Below are 23,801 nucleotides of genomic sequence, written 5' to 3' on the forward strand. Positions count from 1 at the left end.
TATGCGTTAAGGTTTTCTTAGTCTGTGGCTGCTGGCCAACCTGTAGCAGCCAATTAACATTAACAGCAGCAACCAGGCCAGGTTAACGGCACCACCTGATTTCTTAGTGACGTTAACATTTTCCACGGGTTTTGCCGCAACTGTCACACTAACAGTCCCTTCATCGGTCAATTCACCATCACTAATAACGTAAGTAATCGCTACTGTGCCACTGAAACCCGAGGCCGGTGTAAATGTCAGGCTTTGGTCCGCATTAATCACCACACTACCTGAACTGGCCTGAGCGCTCACAACGGTCAGCGTATCGCCATCAACATCCATATCATTGTCCAGCACGGAGATGGTGACAGCGGTTTGATATTCCGTGGTCACACTATCATCCATGGCCTGAGGAGACTGATTACCATCAACCACGACGGAGACCGTCGCTGTATCAGTTTCACCAAAGCTATCCGCTACCACATAGGTGATTGTCGCCAGCCCATCAAATCCGTCGGCAGGTGTGTATAACAATGTGTTGTTGGCCGTAATTGCCACATCACCAACATCAACAGTCGCCGACTGTATTGTCAGGGTGTCACCGTCCACATCCGTATCATTGGCCAGTACATCAATTTCTATCGGCGTATCATCGGTGGTTGTAGCACTGTCACTTCTGGCACCCGGAGCCCGGTTGCCATTGATGGTTATTGTGACTTCACCACTACCGGTACCGCCATTACCATCACTCACACCATAGACCAGCACTTCAGTACCAACAAAACCACTATCCGGGGTATATAAAATGGTATCGCCAGAAGTAATTTCCGCGGTCCCAAAGCTACCATCCACGCTTTCAATCGTTAAGGTATCGCCATCAACATCGGTGTCGTTAGCCAGTACATCAATTTCGATGCTGGTATTCCATTGCATCATCGCCTCGTCATTTTGAATATCCGGCAAGCTGTTGCCCGCCAGTACTACGGCGACACCACCTGGGTCTGCAATAGCGCCATTGACCAGGCCATCATCATCATTGACGCCGCCATCCAGAACGCGCAACTGCACACACCAATGACCTTCTGTCAGACCAACCACCCAGCGCGTGCTGCCCGGAGGAGGACAAACACCTTTGGAGCCGCGAGCTGAGAATATCTGGTTGTTATCGTCGATGACAAAGCCTGTCCATTGCTCTGATCTGACACTGTATTTACGATACAGCGCATTGCTCGGCACAGGACGGGTTTGCGGTAACACAATGGAGGCTATCTGGCCTTCTTCTGGTAAGTCATACAAGATGAAGTCGAATATGCCGCCGATATTGGTCGCCTCTGGATCTTCCGGTAAACCGGCTGATTGCAGTTTCACCGATTCACCACGACTATTGAATCCGGTGCGACCAACAAAGGTTTCATCGACAATGACTTCCACACCATTAGAGCTGTTCAGCGCAGAAATAGAACCCTGACGCAAGCATACTCCTGGCTCACTTTCTGCCAGGAAACCATCCTGGGTTGAGGCCTGCTCTGGCACCACATTGCAATCGTCAATGGCATCTAAATAGTCAGGAATACCGTCGCCGTCAGAGTCTGCATAACCTTCTTGCGAGTCAGGAATCAAATCGCCATCGGTATCCAGGTCATCCGAAAGAACGGCCAGTGTATCCACCACTTCAATATAGACATCCGCGGTATTTGACAAGATAGGATCACCATCATCGCTGGCAAACAAAGTAACCTGATAAATACCCGTGGCAACACCGGCCGGGTCAAACAGAAACTGATTCGGAGAATCACTCAAGTTTGACAATCCGGTACTGCTCCAGTCGGTGTCCACCGTGTCCTGACGGTTTGCATCAGTAACCGTTGCACTGATAGTGACATTACCTTCGTCTTGCGCCACGGTCAGACGATTATCCCCTGACTGACTTACCATCAATCGGATTTCAGGCGCTATGTTCGCCTCAGAAATAGTGACAACAGAGACATTGTTTGCGCCAACGTTCTGATCACTATTGAGGGTAAAAGTGATGGTCTCGTTGGTTTCAACTTCATCATCAGCGAACACATTAAAGGTAATGATCTGCTCTCTGCCACTGCTGAAGGTTACACTGCCACTTTGCGCGTTGTGATCTTCACCAACAGTGGCCGTACCGCCAACAGTATAATTAACCGTCAATGGATAAACAGGTGCATCACCGTTGAGTAACACGCGCATTCTGACCGCGCTGTCCTCGTTAACCACCTTGTCTTTGCCCAATGAAATTAACGGATTAACATTCAGTACCTGCGAGTCAGTTGTCACGCTACCAAAGCTATCTTCGGTGCGCCAGAAGACCTTACGGGTGCCTGGTTTAAAGCTGTTGGAAGCCCGCACTAACGTCACCGGCAACGGATTACCGTCAGCATCAACGGCTTCGGCAACACCTAAATCAACTTCAGTAAACAAGCCGTCGGCATCAACCGTCAAATCATCAGGTACAGTCAGAACAGGCTGGCCAATTCCGGCAACACCATTGATTGTCAGATTAACCCGGGCCTGAGCACTGCGACGGGCGTTATCCCGAATAGCATATTGCAGATCCACATCACCGATAAAGCTGAGACCGGGCTCAAACTGTATCTGGTTGTTCACGATACTAACATTACCGAAATCAGCCTGCACACCTTGCAGTGTCAATGCATCACCGGCCGTAGCAATATCCACATCAGTATCATTTGCCAATACATCCAACAGGTAAATACCGGCATCGTTCTGTTCAAGTACAATGCTATCGGCTACAGCTACCGGACGATCGTTGACGCTATTTACGGTAATACTGATAGTTGCCTGCTCAGAATTGCTTTCGCCATCGCTGGCCTGATAAACAAAGCTGTCACTGCCGTTAAAATTAGCCGCTGGTGTATAAGTCCAACCACTGGCAGTTTCGTTCAGTTCACCATTTTGCACATCAGTGATGACAACAAAGCTAAGTGCATCACCATCGCCATCGCTGACAGCTGGCGTAATGGCAACACTGGCGTCCTCGTCAAGTGTCACACTGCTGTTACTTGCCACCGGAACGGCATTAGCTTCAGTCACGGTAACGGTGAAGGCATTAAGGCTGGCACTGTCAGTGCCATCGGAAACCGTCAGAATAATGCTGCCGGTAGTGCCAACATCCTCCAGATCCGGGGTACCCGTCAATGCACCAGTCGCAGAATTTACCGACAACCAGTTCGGCAAGCCTGTGGCACTGAAGGTCAGACTGTCGCCGTCAATATCCGTTGCTGTAGGCGTAAAGCTATAGTCATTACCCTGCGTAATAGCAGTGCGTGGAGAGCCGCTGATAGTGGGCACATTGTTACGCGCAACAACAGTGATCGTGAAGCTCTCCAGTGAGCTACTGTTTTGACCATCCGAGACAATAATAACGACATTGGCGTAGCTACCTACATTTGCAGCAACCGGTGTGCCTCTCAATGTCCCTGTGCGGGTATTGAATGCAGCCCAGGCTGGACGATTAGCAATACTGAATACCAGGGTATCACCTTCCGCATCGGTCGCTGTCGGTGTAAACCGGTATTCGTCGTTCTGGAAGACCGAGGTGGCTGGTGTACCGCTAATGACCGGCGCGTCATTGACTTCCAATACCGTAATAGAGAAGGCGTTAAGACTGGCGCTAAATTCACCATCGGAAACGGATATAACAATTCCTGTGGTCGTACCCACATCAGCAATACCCGGTGTGCCACTCAATGTCCCTGTGCTGCTATCAAAGTCTGTCCAGGCTGGCTGGTTGACAATACTAAAGGTCAATGTGTCGCCATTAACATCTGATGCTGATGGCGTAAATTGATAACTCACACCTTCGGTCACTGTCGTAGCAGGTAAACCACTAATGGTTGGCGCCACATTACCGCAAACCGCACAGACCTCAAGGTCAAATGCTGCGAGGGATACCGTATCGATGCCATCACTGACGCTGATCACAATACCAGTGTAAATGCCGATATCATCGCTGCCTGGGATGCCACTTAAGGTACCGGTTTCAGCATCAAACGTTGCCCATTCTGGTTGATTTTCAATACTGAAAATCAGGCTGTCACCGTCAGAATCGCTGGCCACAGGTGTAAAGCTGTAACTCTGACCTGGCTCAACGGCATTCACGGCTACGCCACTGATCACCGGTTGTGAGTTAGCTAATACCTCAATGTTAAAGCCGGTCAGTACCGCAGTATCTGTGCCGTCAGAAACACTAATAGTAATATTGCCATAAATACCCACATCAGTGGTGCCTGGCGTACCCGTCAGGGTGCCGGTGTTACCATCAAAGCTTGACCAACGCGGTTGATTTTCAATTGTGAAGGTTAAGGTATCTTCCTCAACATCTGACGCCTCTGGGGTAAACTCGTAGGCCATTCCCACCCTGACAGACATTGCTGGTGATCCGGAAATTTCCGGCGCATCGTTCACCGCAATGATGTCGATGGTTACCGTAGCTTCATCAGAGGTATCCACACCATCAGTGACGCTAAAGCGCAGAGTATCCTGTATGTCTCCCACATTGGCATTGGGCGTATAAGTGACACTGTTGCCTTCTACAACTATCTCACCCGAAACCGGTTGCTGAGTAATAGTGTAAGTGAGCGTATCACCATCTTCATCGCTGGCTTCCAGCGTAAAGGTCACCGGTGTATCTTCATTCGTTTCTATTTCACTATCAGTAGCAACGGGTGCTGTATTGGCGTCAGGGTCAACCACTTCAATAGTGAATGTTTCTAAGCTGGCCTCCAATTCGCCGTCAGAAACGCTGATGCTGATATCGGCAAAGGTGCCAAGATCCTGCTCAGCCGGTACACCGGACAACAGACCAGTGGTTTCATCAAAATCAGCCCAGTCAGGCAGGTTAGTGACACTGAATGTCAACGAATCATTATCAATATCAGTGGCTTCAGGCGTAAAGCTGTACTCGCTATCGAATGCCACCTGAGTCGCAGGTTCACCGGTGATGGTCGGCGCATCGTTCACCGCATTCACCGTTATTGTCACTATCGCAGCTTCAGAAGTCAGCAAACTATCAGAAGCCTGATAGGTAAAGCTGTCTTCGCCGTTAAAGTTACTGACAGGCGTATAAATAGCGATGTTATTGATTATCTCCACAGTGCCGTTTACCGGTGCGGTTACGACCGAATAACTCAGCGTATCGTCATTAAAGTCGCTTCCCAACAAAGTTATTTCAGTAGCTACGTCTTCATCGGTGGTAGCGATAACAGCTTCCACAACCGGCGCTACGTTAACATTCGGATCGATAACTTCAATCGAGAATGCCGCCAGCGAGGCTGATAATTCACCATCACTCACCGTCAGCACAATTCCACTATATTCCGCAATATCACCAGAAGTAGGTGTACCGGTTAATGCACCCGTTGCGGTGTCAAGGGTTAACCATGCTGGCAGATTTTCCACGCTGAAACTCAATGTGTCACCGTCAGCATCGCTGGCTTGTGGCACAAAGCTGTATGGCGTATCCACTTCAACCAATGCCGATGGCGTACCGCTGATCACCGGCGCTTCATTAACATTAACAACAGTGATGGAAAAAGCCTGTAAGCTGGCTGTTGCAATACCATCGCTAACGGACAGAACGATGTTGCTGTGGGTTCCAACGTCTTCTGCATCAGGCGTTCCGGCAATATTTCCGGTTGCGCTGTTCAGTGCCAACCAATCTGGCAGGTTAGTGGCGCTAAACGTAAGATCATCACCATCGTTATCAACAGCGACAGGTGTAAAGCTGTATCGGCTACCTTCGTTAACACTGGTTGCCGGCGAACCTGTAATCGCAGGTCGGTCATTGACTGAAGCGATTATCACCGTAATTGTTTGTGTCGCAGAAAGCGCACCATCACTTACGGTAATCTCAAGAGAGTCAGTCCCGCTGGCGTTCAGATTAGGGTTATAACTCAAGGTTGCACTGGTACCACTACCGGTTATAGAAGCTACGCCAAGAGCAGGTTCAGACGTTATCGACCAGGTAAGCGCAGAGCTATCTACGTCAGTCGCTGTGACGGTTACCTGGGTAGATTCATCTTCATCAATACTGATGCTGCTGGCGCTGGTAATTACCGGTGCATCATTGACGTTTGCAACAGCGATAGTAAAGCTCTGGGTATCAGTAGCACTGCTGGTATCGGAGACACTCAGCACAACGGCATGACTTCCTACCTCGTCATTGGTAGGTGTTCCGGACAACACGCCTGTCGCACTATTGAACGACAACCAGCCTGGTATTGTTGTGGCCGCCATAGTCAGGCTGTCACCCGCATCAACATCGCTGGCAATCAGCGTATAACTGTAGGCACTATCTTCTGTTGCCGATGTCACTGCAGTTGAACTGATCACCGGAGCGTCATTGGTATTAATAACGGTAATGGTAAAGCTTTGGGTCGCCGAAAGGTTACCGGTATCGGTAACGGTTAGCACCACACTATGACTACCCACGTTGGCATTTGTCGGAGTACCAGTCAATACACCGGTACTGGCGTTGAATGTCAACCAGGTGGGTAGAGTTGGCGCGGCAAACGTCAGACTATCACCGGCATCGACATCGGTAGCAGAGATTGTGTAGCTGTACGCAGTATCCTCTGTCGCTGACGTTACTTCAGATGAGGTAATTACCGGGGTTTCATTGACACTGGTAACACTAATACTGAACGTCTGGTTGGTCAGAGTTGTAGCACCATCTTCACCACCGTCGGCCAGTGAGAAGACAAAACTATCAGAGGTGGTTTCACCACCATTATGGGCATACTGAATATTGCCGTCGGCCAGGTCTTGCTGAGTGAAAGTGCTATTAACTGTCAGCGCTTCACCAGAGTCTGCCGTATTGTCATCGTCCGCATCCAGGAACAGGGTGCCGTTGCTGACTGCCGACGTAACCGTAAATGTAAGCCCAGTACCGGTATCATCCGGATCCGAATCCGCCAGTTGGGTTGTGGTTATTACTCCGGTGCCACCCTCGTTTACAGTGAGCCCCAGATTAGTACCAATGGTCGGTGCATCATTAACCGCCGTAATGGACAGAATCGCGCTGTCGGTATCAGAGGAGAACGCACTGTCGCCACCTGTAGTACTCACATCTGCTGTACCGCCATTACTGCCGGAAGCTTCATCCCAGGCTCTGAAGGTAAAGGAGACATTGCCGTTGAAATGCTCGTCCGGCACAAACCGAACCTTATTGTTGGCAGAAGAAGATGACAACAGGCGCGCCGATGTGGTGCTGGTCAAATCTACTGACGCCCCGGTAGTGCTGCTAAAGTTATTCCAATTAGCACCATTATCAGTGCTGTATTGCCAAACCCCATTGCTGTTATCAACCTGAGTAACCACGATGGATTCAGTAGTTTGCGCAGCTTCAATATTATCGATGCTGCCATTGACTACAATAGCAGACACCGACGTTCCCACATTGTCACCATCGGCAACATCTTCCGTCACCGCAGTCAACACAGGAGATTGCGTATTATCCAGAGTTGGCGCATCGTTGACCGGTGTTATGGTCACCGTCGTCGTATTACTCACACCAGTACTAGACAACTGGCTGTCACTGAAACTCCAGTCCAGTTGTACACTGGTTATGGGATCTTCTGAACTATTGCTATAGGCAATATTTTGTATAACTTCATTCACCAGTGCGGTTGTTGGCGTAGTCAGGTCACCACTAAAGGTCACTGTCATCGTTCCGTTGCTGGACGCATAACTGGCAAACTTATCACCGATACTATTGGTTAAATTCGTACCAGAGACAGCCACCTGAGAACCAGATGCCACACTGAAGGAATCGTCAGTGTTTGCACCACCGTTTCTGGCAATGGTTAACGTAGATCCCGTGTAATTACCATTACTGCTGTTTAGCGCATCATTCTCGCTATCGGCAACTGTAGCATCACTGTCCAGGGTTACTGCTGAACCATCTTCGGTAAAGTTAGCTGTTCCACCCAGGTTACTGAAAACAGGAGCAGTGTTATCGTCATCGCTAATGGTTACCGTAACCTGTTGCGCTGTATCTTCAAATGCACTGCCGCCACTGACACTATCAACATCGATGATGATGGTTTCATCACCTTCGCTGTCGCTATCGTCTACGGACGTTATCACTGTTGCAGCATCAGCCGATGTATTGCCCTGGCTAATGGTAATGGATGTACTTGCATTGTTATTGTAATCCGCACCACTTGCAGCTGCTGTAGCAGTCCCTGAATAGACCAGGCCAACCGTAACATCCTGGTAAGTGGCATTACTCAAGGTCACAGTAGCGGTAGTGGTACCGCCGTCCTCATCAATCGAACTGTTGTTGACGCTTAAGGTCACGGTAGGTGCAGATTCTGCATCTGTAATAGTTATTGTTTGGGTCTGACCGGAAAGAAGTGTCGCTGCACCAGTTTGAATGCAATCAAACGATACAATGACAGTTTCGTTACTGGCAGCATCAAACAGGTCGTCAGCCACCCCGGTTATGGTCACCGTGTTACTTGAGTTTCCTGCACTGATGGTAATTGACGATCTACTGCGCGTATAGTCAGTTGTGTTGGTGGCGGTACCTGTAAAGCCTAACGTGAAACCAATATCTTCCGGCCATTGGTTATTCAAACTGTTAGTTAAGGTTGCCGTTATTGTTGCGACACCGCCATCTTCAGCGATAGTGGTTAAGTCAGATGACAAGGTCACATCAGGGGTATTGGCATAGATAGCATCCCCTGCCTGGCTAATTGCTGTAGTAAAGGCAGTATTGCTGTTTGCTGAACTATCAGTTAACACAATACTCACCGGGACAGCAGATGCCGCGGCATAATCTGTACCGCCATCAGACACCGTAAAAGTAGCCGTGTAGGTGGTATTATTGGTTTTGCTCAGGCTACCTAAGGTGTACCCAGCCACCGTGCTGGCCCCCAGGGTATAGGTGTCGGCATCAGAACTCACCGTTATCGTGGCTGTGACAGTATCACCAACTTTATGGGTGCTGTTAGGAATACTCACCGCGGTGATAGTTGGTGCTGTGGTGTCTTGCACTGTGATATTAAATGTTTGCCCTGTTACAGAGCCTGAGTTTTGATCAGCAACACTAAAGGAGAAGCTATCGCTGGTATTTACCCCTCCGGCATGCACATAGCGCAAATAATCGTTATCAATATCATCCTGAGTAAAGGTACTGCTGTTGCTCAGACTACTGTAATTGTTGCCATCTGATAACTGCAATGCACCTAAGGTAGGTACTGCGGTAACGGTATAGGTTATGTTGCTGGCCGCATCTTCTACATCGCTGGTTGAAAGCGCAGAGCTGCTTATTGTCAGATTGCTACCCCGCTCCACTGTTACACCTGTATTGGTGTCAACACTTGGCACATCATTCACCGAACTGACTGTTACAGATGCCGAATCACTTACTGTAGAGAAAGCCGACGTTCCACCAGTCGTGGATGTATCCGCCGTTGAACCTGCGCTGCCAGTAGATTTATCCCAGGCCCGGTAAGTGATTGTGGCCGAACCATTGTAATTTCCAGAAGGCACAAAGCGCACCTTGTGTGTGCTGGCGCCTGACAAGGTACCATCCAACAAGCGCGCCGCAGTTGATAAATCCACCGAGCTACCTGTAGTCCCAGAGAAGTTGTTCCAGGTGGTGCCATTGTCTGTGCTGTACTGCCAAACACCATTAGTGTTATCTACGGTAACAACGGCTATGGCTTCAACTGCCGAACCATCAACATCTGTAATGGAGGCGTCAGTGACCATAGTGGCGACGGCTGTACCAGCGTTATTGGTATTACTGGAGTCATCGTCATCACCATCTGCGCCACTGCCATCATCATCACCCGCATCTTCGGTGATGGCTGTTAAAGCGGGAGATGCGGCTGAATTCAGTACCGGTGCATCATTTTGTGCAGTGACAGACACCAGAACCTGATTAGTACCCGTGCTATTAGCTGTACCATCATTGAAAGTCCAGTCCAGGGTCACGCTGGCATCCGGCGCCTCTGAACCATTGCTGTAGGTGATGGCCCGCATTATTGAAGCAACAATGGCAGTAGTCGGGACATTGCTGGCATCAGAAAAGGTTAGGACCAGCGTACCACTACCGTTGGTGGTCACGGTACCGTACACCAGGCTACTGTAAGTCAGGTTGCCTGAAGCAGTAAGAGCGCCAAGCAGGCCGCTTGCAGCAAATTCATCATCTGCATCGGCACCACCATTGCGGGCAATCGTTAAAGTTGCCCCACTGTAGTTACCTGCTGCGGTATTCAGCGCATCAAGCTCAGTATCGGCAATAGCAACATTGTCGTCCAGCACCACCGCTGAGCCATTTTCGGTGAAGGCCGGGTTATTGTCGAGATTAGAAAATACCGGAACATCATTGGCGCTTTCAAAGGTAATATCCGTATCACCACTATTATCTGACACTGCAAGAATGTTGAGGTTGCCGCCGGCACTATTTGACAAGGTAATAGCCACTTCAACGGCGCTGAAATCTGTGGCATCCGTATCTAGCTGCAATGTATTGGCGCCGTTAAAACGCACATTGGAAGTGGTTAGTCCGGTGACCCCGGTAACTTTAACTGTGTCCCCTTCAGACAAATCAGTAATGGTATCCCCTGTCAGGTCTGAGGCTGAACCACTGAAAGTATCATTACCATCTGACCCCGTCATTGAATCTGTGCCAGCTCCGGGAGAGAGCGTGTCAGCGCCAGCACCACCATTTAAGGTGTCGTTACCGGCGTTACCATTAATAACATCGGCACCGTCTCCACCGGAGAGGTTGTCGCCGCCGGCACTGCCGTTGATAGTTTGAGAGCTGGCAGAACCGGTTACGGTAAAGCTGTCGCTGGCAGACGTAGTAACATTCAGTGTTTTTGTGCTTACATCAGAGGCAGGAATAGTAATAGTAATGCTACCGCCGCTGCCGGTGGAAAACGTTTCGATGGCTGTTAAATTTCCGCCTGTCACACTGCCGGTGGCAGTGAATGTTAAGGTATCAGTACCCGAGCCCGTAATGGTGCCGCTAAAGGCATTAAGCTGCGCCACGGTGAGTGTTAAATCATTGGTGGCGCCATCAAGAGTTAAATTGGTGAATCCAGACAAAGTTGCTGATGCAATATCTGCAGTACCATCAACCACTAACGTGTTAGCTACATCTGTATTTGCGGTAAACGAACCGCTAAAGGTAGTTGCGCCTACGTTTAACGAGATAGCATCAGAAACTGAACTTGCTGTAAAAGTATTACTATTGTCAGACCCTACAGTTATGGTGCGAGAATCAGAACTATCATCTTCGATAGTATAAGTTTCTACAGTCGTCGAGTTAATTGTGAGGTCACCAGTCCCACTAATTGTAATCTCCTCTCCGCCTACGCCAGTACCTGCAGCGACTATTGTGGCATTATTTAGTGCATTATATTGGGCAGCAGACAGTGTAACACTAGCCCCGGACGCCAATGATAATGATCCTATGTCAGTAAGCGTTCCCCCAGAAACATTCGCCGAGTCTGCTAATAATAATATGTCTCCATTGGTAGTTTGACCTTCTAAGGTTCCGGTATAAGTGATACCAGGTACCGAAAATGTCACGGTATCAGAAGTGCTGGTAGCAGAGATATCGGTACCTGTATCGTTGCTACCCAGGGTAATCGTTCGGGTATTTGATGTATCATCATTAACAACATAGGTTTCAACGGCTGCGCTGTTAAAGGTACTAATATCGCCGTCACCCGACACGGTGATTTGTTCTGTGCCTGGCGCGGTGACAGTCCCGGAAAAATCAGCAAGATCTGCGGCTGCCATTAATAAAGTGGCATCTGATGCCAGCGTCAGGTTTTCAAAGTTGCTCAGCGTAGCACCCACGATATTCGTGTTATCTACAACACTTAAAGTATCTGTACCATCACCCGCATTTAATATCCCTGAATACGTCGCTGCGCCAAGCGTGAGAGTATCACTCCCTGTCGAGCCGGTAATATTTTGCGTTAGCGAACCTCCGCTGGTACCCAATGTGACAGAGTTCGCTACACTAAGCACGTAGGTTTCTATATCGGCATTTGCAGTGAATCCGTCTGTAGCAGCACTGATGGTAATCTGGTTAGTACCAGTAGCGGTAATAGTGCCTGTGAAAGCATCGTGCTGGTCTTCGGTCATCGTTACCGAAGCACCGGAATCAACTGTCAGATTTTCTATATTATTCAAGGTAGCGGAGACGATGCTACTGCCATTGCCCATCTGAACAGTATCGTTTGTTGTTCCTTCACCCGTCAGAGTGCCCGCGAAAGATTGGGTGCCAATGTTGAAAGTCACGGCATCATCTGAAGAATTAGCGGTAATGGCTCCAGAGGTGTGCCCTGAACCCAAAGTAATAGTGCGGGAATTAGTTGAATCGTCTCCCACCACATAGCCTTCGACGGCCGTTGTAGCAAGTGTGGTGACATCACCGTCATTATTCACATTGATTGTTTCACTGCCATTGGCAGTAATTGTGCCCGAGAATTGTACTAGTTGAGTGGCGTTAACAGCTACCGTAGCACCATCTGCCAGTGTCAGGTTTTCGAAATTTGAGACCGTAGCGCTATCTACGTCAGCGCCATTTCCCAGACTCAAAGTGTCAGTGCCACTACCACCATCCAAAGTGCCTGTAGCAGTGAATGAGGTGGAAATAGTATCGGCAGAAGTACTTCCCGTGATGTTTTGCCCTGCAGCACCATGTATGATTGTCATTCCAGCGCCCAATACATAGGTTTCCACATCGGCATCAGCGGTGACTGAAGCATCGCCATCGGCGGAGCTAATCGTGATCTGATCAGAGCCTCCAGAGGCAGTTACGCCTGAAGAAAAGCCATCGTGCTGCGCTTCCGTCATGGTGACTGAACCAGTAACATCCACAGTTTCAAAACCGGCGATACTGCCGGCTGAGGCGATCGACGATCCTGTTGCCATTTGCAGAACATCAGATTGGCCTGAACCACCATCCAGATCACTGGTGGCAGATAGGGTAAACGTACCAATATTGATCGTCTGGCTGGCAGCATCTGAACCCGTCACATCCTGCCCTGACGCGCCAAGGGTAAACGTGTATACATCGTTTAACGTATAGGCTTCAATATCCGCATCACCGGTGATAGTATCGTCTCCATCAGAAGTACTTAGTGTGATAGTTTCGGTACCTGCGCCTGCGGTGATACCGCTGGTGAATCCTTCGTGATCGGTTTCTGTCATCGTGGCAGAAGCATCGTCATTTAGCGTCAGAGCTTCAAAGCCGGAAAATGAGGCTAAAGCCGTAAAATCCGCCGACTGATTAGTCGCGATAACAATGGTATCAGCGGTCGTCTCTCCAGCTGCCGCGGCTGTAGAGCCCGTCATATGCGAGCCGTCAGTTATGGTTAAAGTCTCATCACTGGAATCAAACGTGAAGGAGGGGCTAATATTTGTGGGCGTACCACCTGTGCTAAACCCAGCTCCCGTCGTTGAAGCAGTGGTGAAACTTACCGTATGGGCAGTACCGGAGGTGTAAGTAGCCACAGAGCCGTTGGTGCCATTCCCATTGCCGGAATCATCAACGATGTCTGTGCTGGCACTTAAATCTAACCTAAAGCTACCCTCACCTGAAGGTGTTACGGTAACCGTGTATGTGGTATCAGCAACCGCAGTAGCAATGCTATCAATGGACCCTGTAGCATCGCCTGTAACATTGGTGATCTCAAAATCACCAGTAGTTACGTTATTAGCATCTTCATTAAAAGTGACAGTAAATGCAACAGAGGTGGCATCATCCGCACTGCTTTCGGTAATGGATTGCACCACTGGCGGAGAAACATCGGATGTTGTTTGGCTGACAGGACCTTCAGGTGACGCCTGTAAATTAGGTGATGTCTCGTCATCTTCTGCTACAACATAAATATCGTATGCCGTGCCTTCTGCCAGGCTGCTCAATACAAGTGTGTCGGCAGCAGCAGTTACCGCCTTACTGTTACTCGCTGCTACAGTCACAGCACCATAATTAACTCCTGCCTTTACTTCGCTGGAACTTGGTGCCGTGGCTCCGTCTGGAATTGCAATAGCGTATACGGTACCCGCTTCATTAATATCAACGTTTATTGTGATTGAAGTACCATTTTCAGATGCGACATTGGATGAGGAATCGTTCGTCGGTGCTGTAGCATCGGGAACAGTAAAGTTGTAGGTTGTAGTATCTGCAATACCTGCAAAGCTATTGCCCGCAGAATCATCGATAGCAGCAGCATCAATTTGAATATAATAGCTGTCCTGCTCGGTCAAATCAGAGCTGGGATTAATAGTAAGCACGGCGCCGGTAATATCAATCTGACCATCACCAATCGCTATAGTGAAATCAGCATTATCCCCCGAGTCATAAATAGTCACATTACCGGAACCAGCGGCAATATTTTCATTAAACGTGATGACGAAATTAGAATCCGCAGAAACCGTTGTGTTGCCATCGGTTGGACTAAATGTGCTAATAGTCGGATTATTTGCGTCGATGGCATCACTACTCCCTGTAATGGCAGTGGTAAAGGTGTTACCAGCGGTACCCGCAGAGTTGGTTAGCTGAACACTTTGAGTAATGTTGCTGCCAGCAGCAACATCGGTACCGCCATTTGCAACAGTAAAAGAAGCGGTGTAAGTAGTGTCATTGGTTTTCGCTAGTGAGCCAAGTGTAAAACCATTAATATTCCCGCTGATACCACCAGAACCGCCTGTGAAATCATCGGTATTGGAATCCACAGTAATAGTGGCAGTAACGGAGTCACCAACCTTCATGGCGGTATCGGGTATTGATACCGCCGTAATATTTGGGGCAGATATCAAGGTAGTGATATTCAGGGCTGACGAAGGTGATGCCTGTAAATTGGGCGTCCCTTCATCGTCTTCAGAGACAACGTATACATCGTAAGCAGTATTCGACGCCAACCCTGTAAGATTGAAGGAACCAGAAAAAGGATCCCCACCTGTCGCCGAACTATTTGCTGAAGCTACTGTGGCTCCGGTGTAGCTTACCCCAGCCTTGACTTGAGCAGAAGTTGGCGCTGTCTCCCCATCGCCGATGGCAATAGCGTAGACGGTTCCTTGTTCGTTCAGGTCGAAATTGACTGTGGTTTGAGAATCAGTAGTTCCAGATACTGAAGGGCCTGAATCATTAGTTGGGGCATCGGAATCACCGCCACCAGCCGCACAGTTGTTCTGAGTGAAATAAGTGCCGCCATTGGATGAGGTACAGGTTGTCTCTCCAATACCGGCTGTTGTCTGACATGAACCGCCATGAAAACAAGAGCCTCTGCGTCTTCTGGAAAACTCAACCCTCTCTTCGCCAGATATCGTTGTTGCGATGGTTTCCAAGCTATTGAGTAAATTCTGTTCCTGCAAAAAATCTAAAGTTGCTTTTTTATGCCATGCTTCAGGATTATTTCCGGTTTGTTCATGATTTGCGGCAGATTGAGCTTCTTTTCCATTTTCAGAATTGTTTTTTTTAAAAGCAGAAAACGGGGATTTTCTCGCAGCAAGGGTATTCTTTTCTTTAGCAACAGAAGGTGGTGTTGATACCCCCTGCACCATTTGACTATGATTGTAGGATAAAGTGCGTGCGACACGCTGAACAGAACGGCTCGTACTGGCGAAAGCCGGGGCAGCCAGCATCCCTGGTAAAAGCAACCCAATGGCCTTAACGCGTAGTTTTTTATCATTCATAATTAATCTTCCACATAGTCATAAAGATGCTGATTTAGAACATCATCACCAGAAGTTATTGCAGCGAAATGACCATCATTTATTACAGCAATATCGTAAATTTGGTTAACATCCCCGGTAAACTTTAATTCCGCGATTAATTCACCGGTATTGGCATTTAACAGCCAAACTCCACAAAACGTATCATTAAGATCAATAAAGTCTCTTATGGGCATGTAGGTTTTTCGTTCTGTCTCTCGCATGGCGCTTAAACCCACAAAAAGCAGCTCACCGTGAAAACACATTCCCCGGCAAAAACCCGGCAATGGTTTAAATACCTCAATATTTCCAGTTTCACGATGAATGCGCTTGATACAGGCTCGACCAGATTCGCAAAAATAGACATAATCACCATTTACTCGCGGTGAATGGGGCATATACAAGCCACTGGCCAATACCTGGTTAGTTTCAATATCAATAACTGCGCCATTCAACTCTCGCTCATACCAATCATCCTTAATGTCTTTTTGACCACAAGTCGTAACATATTTTGGCATTCCATTAAGCATCGCCATGCCATTTAAATGGCAACGGTCTTCAGGTTTTAACGCTGAAATAAACTCAGGCTTCCAGTGAGCGATAAAATTATATTCAGGGTCGAGTGAGCACAAACAGGAGAAGGCGGTATTGACTATCCATAATCGATCACTGCCCCAGGCTATGTCATGAATATTAATACGCCCGGTAGTAATAAATGCTCTTTGGGCATACATGGCATCCGCAAGCTTTAATTCGCTTATTTTTTTATCTCGGCTTTCAATATATTTTGCGGCTCTTTGCGGATGCTTCTCATACAGCTTTCGGCTAAAAGTCTGCAAATTGTCGTAATGACCGTCTTTTATTTTGGGAAGAAAAAAGTCTGCACGCTTAAAATTAATAACCTGCGTCAGAGTCCCCAAGGTTAAGGTATTTTGATCTACATGTAACCCCATGGGGCGTGGAAAGAACTCTAATTGTGTATTGAGTTCCCCGTCGAGCGCGCGAACCAGAATAAGTCTGTTAGAATCATAGCTGGTCATAGCCAGTGTAATATTAAGGGCCTGCAAAATCTGAGGGAAATTGTCTGAACATTCGCTGGAAAAGTCTCTCAACTCTTCCAGGTCTTCTGAAATTTCATTTACAGAATCAGGTTTATGGTGTTTTGGCTCAACTTCCATATCTACTTTTTGACGTTTTTTGGATCAATTTTACAATATAACTTCGGTTAACATCATCATATTACGTTCTATTACAATTTCGTCTCTACAAAATACGATGCTTTATTGTTTAACGGCATTGGTCTTTTAAAAATTAATACTAATGCAATGAAAAACAGACATTTGAGGCCAATTTGGCAGTTTAATTAGTGATATAAGATTAACACACAGAACTTACCACTGTCCCTTATAAATGTGTATATTTTTACATTTAACCTTTTGTTTTCTTTGTACAAGTATCGTAGGGCAGGCTCTTAAATTCAAGACTAATACAAAAATATTTGACACCATTCGCTTTTTAATCTGATCGCCAAGGCCTTTAAAAAAACGCTACACAGATAAAGATGCACTTGGCAAGCTATAGGGTTCGTGTCTACCTTGCGTGGAATCCTGGCTCACCCCCTGAATGTAGATAGTAATAAAAAGGAGAATACCGCTAAATCAAGCATATTAAGTCTTGCCCAAAGCAACATCGCGTAAAAACAATAAGAACATTTTTTGTAAAGTAGTAATCAGACCAGTTATCAACAAATTACACGGATAACTCAAGTGTTACTCTTATTTCATCTCCGAAATTACGTCGGCGACCGCAAAAGTAGTGGACGAGGAAGTACCTTCGTACAAAGATTCGGAGATACCATCAGAAGAAGTCGTGATAAATTCATGAGGATAGAAACCAACAACACATTCACCATAGTTGGAAAACGATGCTTTTTCACCTGAAGAATCACGAGAGCCGATGATCATTACACCATTAATCTGACTCAAGGCAGTCTCTTGACAGGCATTTTTATTTTTATTTCCCGCCGCGGCAATTATTAGACCGGGTGTTCCACGCTCTAATTGCCAGTCCAACAACCTCTTTAAGGGTTCAGGTAAATAACGTAGTGTCCAGCTGGCATTGACAACATCTGACGCCATCAACTGCGACAAGTAAAATGCCAAAACAAAATTAGATGTTTTGGCTTGTGTTAATCTTAACAACACAAATTCTGCGTCCGGCAATAACCCGGCCGGGATGTTACCTGTCTTTTGTGCAGCTAAAAGCCCCAATGCCATGGTTCCGTGAAAATCAGCTTCACTTCGAGGAGATGCATCCAGAGATTTATTGTCCAGGTCGTACTGAAATACCACTTTGGTTTTAGCCAGAGCGGGATGATTCAGGTTAAAACCATCGTCAATAATGGCAACCCTGGAAGTAACAAGAGACTCTTTGGTTTTATTGGCGGGGTTATTAAATGTTTTTGCAGAGGTTTTATGTAATGAGCCAGACGCTTTGTAATAACGCAATTGGATGAAATCAGGCTGAACATTCAGCACCAAAGGCATCAATTTGACTTTATCGATTGCGGTTTGCAGGTCCCAGTCAGGTAATGATAAAAGCAGGATAACTGTCTCGTCAAACTCTGCCAACGTAGTTTCGATTGAAGTACCTGATATTATTTCGCTCCAATCATTTTTAAGCAATTCCTTATTTCCTGTCACCACCAAATGTTTAGAGACTGCTACCTTTAGCTTTCTGGCTCCCGCATCAATGCCCGACGAAACCTCATAATAAGCAACATTTTCAGGCCCCGACTTTTGTTTTTCTTTAACTGCCAGCACCACCTTGCTCCCTAAATTTTCATATTCTATGGTTGAGGGAAACTGATGCCTGGACAAGGCTCGAGCTTCAACCACCTGACTGATTAAAGAGAAGGCTATTACCATCAATATTCGTAACAAGGCTATCATTTTTTCCATAAGGATGAGTGCATAAGTATCCAATTAAAGAAACATTTTTAGCAAAGGTGTCATATTAGACCAATAAAAAAATGCCTTATACTTTGCAGTATAAGGCATTTCACCTCCGTTGTTCAGCGACTGTATTCTGAAAAACTTAGCTTCTGGGAGGAAAAATTCCGTCCAGCGCCATCATAAAGTTGACCGTTAAAAAAGGTTGCCTATTTTCATGGGCACTATTCCCTCCGGTATTAGATATGGCAGAAGTAGACATATACTCCCCTGCAATCGGTGTAGTTGCAAAGGCCGATACTCCCGCACTACCAATTCTCATATTAGCAGGTACCACTGTAGAACCTGGCCCTGCAGTATTTTGAGGATTATCACCGTTTACTTTGCCATGAGAATGGGAAGGCAATTGAGACTTGTAAAGCTGCACAGCCTGATAGCCTCCAAACTGACCATGTTGCCTTGGGGTCAACCCAGGCCCCGTACCATCTCCCAACGGCACCCTGCTTTTGAGATTGGGAATGCCCATAGTCACTCGCCAATCACCACCATAGGTGGAGCCGATAATTGCGAATAATGCCTGGTACTGGGATATCGACATTAACTGCCCCTGACATAAGGCCCAATCTGCAATCGCAAAGTTGAATCCGGCCATTTGGATTTCTCCAATAAATGGATTTGCCATTTGAAACTCCTTGAATAAATTTGGTTAACGTTACGAGCGGCTCGGATAAAGACCCTGAATACAAATGATAAAACTCAGGCAATTCCAAGGCATCATATTCTCATGAGATGTGCCGCTACCGCTGTTTTGAACCTGATTATCGGCCATCTCAATAGGCGTATCACCCGCAGCAAATGTTTTATAAGCTAAACCTGTCTGGTTGGTCATATTAGCTAAAACATTATCCACTGGAGTATTTGAGGTAGCATCGTTATTACTCGCTTGAAGTGTATGAGTGTGAGCAGGCATTTCACCTAAGGTCAACGACACTGCTTCCAAACCATATCGCTGCCCTATTGCTCTTGGTGTCAGGCCCGGCCCTATGCCTTGGTGCACAGGAATGCGGCCTCGCAAATCTGGCAAACCAAAACTAGTGCGCCCATCGCCACCATAGTAAGTACCCAGCAATGAATACAGAGTCGAATTGCTACTAATACTCAATATCTGACCGTCACAAAAAGACCACTTGGCTGGGGCATAGGTACCCCCAAAAATTCGAATTTCTCCGTAATAACCTTCTGACATGATTCGCTCCTGTTAATTGCGGGGTGGGAAAAGACCAGAGATACACAATACAAAATTAACTACCTGAGTCGGCTGTAAATTGGTATGTGCCTGGTTGCCACCTGCAGAGGTAGGCAGTGACTGCTGGTTTAACTCAACAAGGTTATTTGCAGGAGTGTAGACGTTAGCAGGTACACCAGACATAGTCGCGATGGCAAATGCCCGACCTGAGATCCCGGCTTTATCGCCTTCGGCATCAGTTACAGCCAGAGCGTGGCTGTGACCAGGCATTGTGGCCGTGGTCAGCACTACATCTTCTAGTCCCGCCTTTGCCCCGAGGTCATCAATGCCAGGATTCAAGCCCATTGGGGTTCTGCCACGTAAGTCAGGGTAACCAAAAGTAGATTGTCCGTTGCCACCGTAGGCTACGCCCAATAAGGCAAATAAAGCGCTATTTTGCGAAATCTGGGTAATTTGACCATCACACTTGGCCCAATCAACTGGTGCCCAGTTGAAGCCTGTAATTGAGATTTGCCCCAGAAAAGGGTCAATCATCGCCATAAAAATTCTCCTAATCCTAAATAAGTTGAATCCGAAACGAGTAAATGTTCAAACGAATACGGTTTAGTTGCTAAGTTTTGACCGATCGTAGGAACAGCAAAATTCAAGGTTTTCGGCATCGTTTGGGCTGCCATAAAGGCATACTTCACCGAGAGTATCGTGCTTTAATATATAGTGATGTTCCGGCGTTGCCTGTTTGGGCTCAACTTTAAACACGACTTTAAATGCTTCCCATTGTTCACCGTTGCAAGCACCTTGTTCGCACTTAATCATAGGAGCTTCAAACGTTTCTATAATCTCACCTTCACCATCAGAGACCGGATTTCCATCGACATCAGATAACTGAAGGGTGAATGTTTCCTCGACCAACTTGGAAACATCCTTATAACGAAAATTCTCCATACCACCTCCTTAAAACCAATTAAAATTCTTTATTTACAAATAAAAACAGATAACGCCTACATCACGATGTGGAGTACACTTTTTTATTCCAGCTGATGCACTTAAAGCGTAGACAACAAAGCTTTTTACATCCAAAAATGTGAGCGTTTTATTTTCACTTTAAGACGCTGAATTTAAAAACAGCTATAAACACACTGACAATTTACCATTAAACAAAAACCAACCATTAAAATTTACGAAACTCCTATCCATGAGCTAATTTCAATTTAAGAAAACGTTGTTTGAAAAACATTCAACTCAGGCTTCCAGGTCATTAAAATGTACATATCATCTTCCTGTTCAACCACAAAACCCAGCTTCACATAGAGCTTAAAAGCACCAGGATTGTTGCGCGCCACGGTTAACGTCATTGGCACCTTCGATTGCTCTGCGGCAACCATCAACGAACGGATAATGACTTCACCAAATCCGAGGCCCCTGGCCTGAGGTAAAAAAGCGATTTCCACAAGTCTTACTTCATTGTGGCCAAAATCTACGGTCACTTTGCCAATAAGCTCGTGGTGTTTCTCAATGACAAAATACATTGCATTGGGATACTGCTGACCATAACCTTCGGTCTGGGCTCGTAACTGCATCTCAACAATCTGCTTTATATAATCTTCTTCAGCGTCAATGAGTAACAGATCCTGACGCACGGACTCATGAAGCATGGCCAGAAACGGTTTATCTTTATCTTGAGCAGGCCGCATATGAAGGCCTTCGGGTATATTTAAATTGTTCACCAACTAAACTCTTTTTTTACCTTTAAAAACACACATAGTTAAAATCAAACACTCATAAATAGCTTATTAGCTTCTTCGATTTTAATTTGCTCGTAACTATTTGCCTGGCGACTAAACCAGTCTTCAAATTCTTGCAACGTTGGATAGCCATTGGTCATAAAATTCATTATGTTGAAACAAGGTATTTCAAAAAAATTACAAAATGCCACATCCTGTTCAAACTCCTTCTGCAGTCCTTGCGCATCGTAATGAGGTGTGGACATCAACCGGTATTTACTCCAGAGTCGGGGTAAATATACCAACCCTTTCTCGCTCTTTTCGTCTGCTTGTAAAACCGGTTGTTTTGCAAAATAATCGGGTAGTTGCACCTCCCAAACAGGCGCTTCATTGATCACGTACCGGTACTTTACAATGTCACCTGACCCGCCCTGGAAATGCATTCGGGCGCTAGCAGTACATAAGCTGCTTTGCTGTAAGTCCAGGTAGTGTTCTTTGTAAACAATAATATCTGTTACCTGATAAAACCGGTCGATAATGCCCTGTACTTCGGGAAGCTCGAATTCAAAATTCAGAGGTTCCTGCTCACCACGATGAATCGCGGCTGCGGTCTCGCGATTTAAATGGAGTAAATCGGCCAATTTAAAGGGAAGGCCAGATTTATCCCCAAACGATCCGATTTTTTCGGCGTCGAAGACGGAGGCCGGCTCACCCATCCAAATACTGGTTCTGATGTTTTCGGGGATCAACTTGCCGTCAGGTTTCAAAAACTGCTGTAAGTGAGAAAAAATGGTAACTTGAGGTTCTCTGCACAGAAAGCCACTCATGGTCTCTGAAATGAGTAAATCAAAGCGATGGTCTTCTGGTGGACACCACTTGGTGGCATCAGCACAATGGATCGTCACCCTATCTTCGACATCCAACTGTTGCAGTACTTTTTGCAATGCCGTGACGTTTTCAGGATGAATATCGAGGCAAGTCACATGGACAGGGACTTTTTTCAATCCCGGTAGCAGTGGTGTCAGAATAGAACCCCATGGTCCCGTGCCAGCATAAAGAATTTTGATGGGTTCAATATACCCTTCGCCACTGCTCAAACGAGACGCCAAAATATCTGTTATAGCTGCCTGATTTGCCAATAAAAAGGTCTGGGTTCTGATGGGTTCCACCTGGCATTTAGCGGCCTGTAATGGTGATATTGCAACACCTGCGCCTGTGTCGATGTCATCCCAATTGTTCATGTCGTCATCGAGGACGATGTCAGTCCAGGCACTGTAGATATCCGCCATTTGCTTAACAACCGGCATCAAGGCGACAAAGTCTTTCTCCCCCTGAAGCAGTTTTTTAGTGAGCTCTGCTAAACACTGTGCAGTTGGAGCAGTTTGGCTAGTAATTAGACTCGCTTCGTCAAATTGAGACATCAGCCAATCATTGGGTTGTATATCCATCACCAAATGCAGGCGTTCGGTTTCACTGTCATTTATTACTGAATGTTCCAAATTGGCATTTACATACCACAGTTCCCCCACCTTCATATCCAGAGGCTTTCCATCGGAATAAAACTGAACTTCAGCGGCGGTAAGAATTGGGATGTGTAATCTTGCGGCTTGCTTTTCAATACACAAATCGTTATCACGGTGCGGAAGAATCTTAGCACCTTTACCTAACATCATAAGCCGCACAGATTTTTTGGGGGCTTGTATCTGAGACAACAACTCATTAATAACAGGTAATTTTTCCAGAACGGGTAAATTTACCCAGACGCCATTACTGTGGATTTGATTTGCTTGTAAAATAACGTTGGCATTTTCGTGATCCGCGAGTGCCCTTAGTGGCAAGAGCCGCCATTCTCCATGATAAACATCAGCATTAACATGGTCTGACCAGTATTCATCCGCCAATGTAAGCAACTCTCGCTTTAGTTTCTCAGCATCAAAACTCAGTAACGTGTCTAACTTCTGTGACGCTATCGCCAAAACAGTCTCCTTACCTGATCCATGTTCAATAAGTCATTCAACTTGATGCACTGCACTACTCGTATACGCGCGTCGAATTGTGAATAAAACTAGACCCATATTGGTATATTTGCCAATATTTTTTAATATTTATTAAAATGCGTTATTTTTATAGCACGACTCCTATTTCAATCCACATTACGCCTCATTA

Annotated in this window: 9 protein-coding genes; all 9 read right to left on the reverse strand. The window is 46.6% G+C overall.

Translation table 11 applies throughout. The features are described 5' to 3' along the window. Nucleotides 1-6: 6 nt before the first annotated feature. Nucleotides 7-15,699, reverse strand: a complete 15,693-nt coding sequence (locus LJ740_RS13360; protein ID WP_229529589.1) for an Ig-like domain-containing protein — start codon at nt 15,697-15,699, stop codon at nt 7-9. A gap of 2 nt (nt 15,700-15,701) precedes the next feature. Further along, nucleotides 15,702-16,895: a TIGR03032 family protein gene (locus tag LJ740_RS13365; protein WP_229529590.1), complete on the reverse strand. Its 1,194-nt coding sequence runs from the start codon at nt 16,893-16,895 to the stop codon at nt 15,702-15,704. Between the two features lie 597 nt (nt 16,896-17,492). Then, a complete protein-coding gene (locus LJ740_RS13370; protein ID WP_229529591.1) occupies nt 17,493-18,677 on the reverse strand; it encodes a S8 family peptidase in 1,185 nt (394 codons plus the stop codon). Between the two features lie 136 nt (nt 18,678-18,813). Then, nucleotides 18,814-19,350 carry a phage tail protein gene (locus LJ740_RS13375; protein ID WP_229529592.1) on the reverse strand — a complete coding sequence of 179 codons (537 nt, stop codon included), beginning with the start codon at nt 19,348-19,350 and terminating at the stop codon, nt 18,814-18,816. A 30-nt stretch (nt 19,351-19,380) separates the two neighbouring features. Next, nucleotides 19,381-19,914: a phage tail protein gene (locus tag LJ740_RS13380; RefSeq protein WP_229529593.1), complete on the reverse strand. Its 534-nt coding sequence runs from the start codon at nt 19,912-19,914 to the stop codon at nt 19,381-19,383. Between the two features lie 12 nt (nt 19,915-19,926). Then, nucleotides 19,927-20,454: a phage tail protein gene (locus LJ740_RS13385; RefSeq protein WP_229529594.1), complete on the reverse strand. Its 528-nt coding sequence runs from the start codon at nt 20,452-20,454 to the stop codon at nt 19,927-19,929. Between the two features lie 63 nt (nt 20,455-20,517). Further along, nucleotides 20,518-20,856: a DUF6916 family protein gene (locus LJ740_RS13390; protein WP_229529595.1), complete on the reverse strand. Its 339-nt coding sequence runs from the start codon at nt 20,854-20,856 to the stop codon at nt 20,518-20,520. 266 nt (nt 20,857-21,122) lie between these two features. Continuing rightward, entirely contained in the window at nt 21,123-21,638 is a 516-nt protein-coding gene (locus tag LJ740_RS13395; RefSeq protein ID WP_229529596.1) for a GNAT family N-acetyltransferase, read from the reverse strand. A 44-nt stretch (nt 21,639-21,682) separates the two neighbouring features. Next, nucleotides 21,683-23,611: an aspartyl/asparaginyl beta-hydroxylase domain-containing protein gene (locus LJ740_RS13400; protein ID WP_229529597.1), complete on the reverse strand. Its 1,929-nt coding sequence runs from the start codon at nt 23,609-23,611 to the stop codon at nt 21,683-21,685. Between the last annotated feature and the right edge of the window lie 190 nt (nt 23,612-23,801).

It is taken from the genome of Planctobacterium marinum (assembly GCF_020687805.1).
In the GTDB taxonomy this organism is placed as follows: domain Bacteria; phylum Pseudomonadota; class Gammaproteobacteria; order Enterobacterales; family Alteromonadaceae; genus Planctobacterium; species Planctobacterium marinum.

Bases quoted from the DNA above. Each gene is read 5' to 3' on its own strand.
- LJ740_RS13370 (WP_229529591.1), bottom strand. From the start codon at position 18,677: ATGGAAAAAATGATAGCCTTGTTACGAATATTGATGGTAATAGCCTTC.
- LJ740_RS13380 (WP_229529593.1), bottom strand. From the start codon at position 19,914: ATGTCAGAAGGTTATTACGGAGAAATTCGAATTTTTGGGGGTACCTAT.
- LJ740_RS13365 (WP_229529590.1), bottom strand. From the start codon at position 16,895: ATGGAAGTTGAGCCAAAACACCATAAACCTGATTCTGTAAATGAAATT.
- LJ740_RS13385 (WP_229529594.1), bottom strand. From the start codon at position 20,454: ATGGCGATGATTGACCCTTTTCTGGGGCAAATCTCAATTACAGGCTTC.
- LJ740_RS13360 (WP_229529589.1), bottom strand. From the start codon at position 15,699: ATGAATGATAAAAAACTACGCGTTAAGGCCATTGGGTTGCTTTTACCA.
- LJ740_RS13375 (WP_229529592.1), bottom strand. From the start codon at position 19,350: ATGGCAAATCCATTTATTGGAGAAATCCAAATGGCCGGATTCAACTTT.
- LJ740_RS13390 (WP_229529595.1), bottom strand. From the start codon at position 20,856: ATGGAGAATTTTCGTTATAAGGATGTTTCCAAGTTGGTCGAGGAAACA.